Here is a 1,649-nt window from a genome sequence, read left to right on the forward strand (position 1 = left end):
GGCAGGCGCCGGGCCCCCATCCCGACCTTCCCCCAGGGGGGGAAGGGGTCCGCCAGGGCGAGGCCCAGGCGCTCAAGCTGCTGTACGAGGAAATCACCACCCGCCTCAAGTACCTCTGCGACGTGGGCATAGGCTACCTCACGCTGGACCGGCAGAGCCGCACGCTCTCGGGCGGCGAGGTGCAGCGCATCAACCTGACCACGGCGCTGGGCACCTCGCTGGTCAACACCTTGTTCGTGCTCGACGAGCCCAGCATAGGCCTGCACCCGCGCGACATGGGCCGCATCACCGAGGCCATGCTGCGCCTGCGCGACGCGGGCAACACCCTGGTGGTGGTCGAGCACGATCCGGCCGTGATGCTGGCGGCCGACCGCATGATAGACATGGGGCCCGGCCCCGGCGAGCGCGGCGGCCAGATCGTGTTCGACGGCACGCCCGAGGCCCTGCGCCGCGCCGACACGCTGACCGGCGCCTACCTGGGCGGGCGCAAGCAGGTCGGCTTCGGCTTCAAGCGCATGGTCACCGAGGCCACGCCGCGCCTGATCCTGGAGGGCGCGCGCGAGCACAACCTCAAGGACCTGACGGTGGAGTTCCCGTTGCAGCGCCTGGTCACCGTGACCGGGGTCAGCGGCTCGGGCAAGTCCAGCCTGATCCAGGACGTGCTGGCGCCGGCCCTGCTGCGCCATTTCGGCAAGGCCACCGAGTCGCCCGGCGCGCACCAGCGCCTGCTGGGCGCCGACCACCTGGCCGAGGTGGTGTTCGTAGACCAGTCGCCGATCGGCAAGACCGCGCGCTCGAACCCGGTCAGCTACGTCGGCGCCTGGGACGCGATCCGCGAGCTGTTCGCCACTGCGCCGCTGTCGCGCCAGCGCGGCTACACGGCCGCCAAGTTCAGCTTCAACAGCGGCGACGGGCGCTGCCCCACCTGCGGCGGCTCGGGCTTCGAGCATGTGGAGATGCAGTTCCTCTCGGACGTCTACCTGCGCTGCCCCGACTGCGACGGCAAGCGCTACCGGCCCGAGATCCTGGAGGTGAGCATCGAGCGCCAACCGCTGGGCGCCGTGCGGCCGCGCGCCATGAACGTGGCCGACGTGCTGGCGCTGACGGTGAGCGAGGCGGCCGCCGTCTTCGCCAACGATCGCGACGTGATCCGCGCCCTGCAGCCCATCGTCGACGTGGGCCTGGAGTACGTGCGCCTGGGCCAGCCCGTGCCCACGCTGTCGGGCGGCGAGGCCCAGCGCCTCAAGCTGGCCGGCTTCCTGGCCGACGCCGCCAAGAGCGCCTCGGCGAGCCGCCAGGCCGTGGCGCGCAAGGGCACGCTGTTCCTGTTCGACGAGCCGACCACCGGCCTGCATTTCGACGACATCGCCAAGCTGATGCGCGCGCTGCGCAAGCTGCTCGATGCGGGGCATTCGCTGATCGTGATCGAGCACAACCTCGACGTGATCCGCGCCAGCGACTGGCTGATCGACCTGGGGCCCGAGGGCGGCGACGCCGGCGGCCGCATCGTCGCCGAGGGCACGCCGGAGGAGGTGCGGCTGCACCCGCATTCGCACACCGGCCAGGCGCTGCGCGAGTACGACCATACCCTGGGGCTCGGTTCGCATGCGGTGTCCGACACCCTCCCCCCCTGGGGGAGGGCCGGGGCG

General features: G+C 71.9%; 1 protein-coding gene. It reads left to right on the plus strand.

Translation table 11 applies throughout. The features are described 5' to 3' along the window. Positions 1 to 1,649: excinuclease ABC subunit UvrA (locus FFS10_RS22840; RefSeq protein WP_137896893.1), on the plus strand; the 1,649-nt coding region annotated here is incomplete at both ends.

This window comes from Ramlibacter sp. 2FC, from assembly GCF_005503345.1.
Classification (GTDB): Bacteria; Pseudomonadota; Gammaproteobacteria; order Burkholderiales; family Burkholderiaceae_C; genus SCMQ01.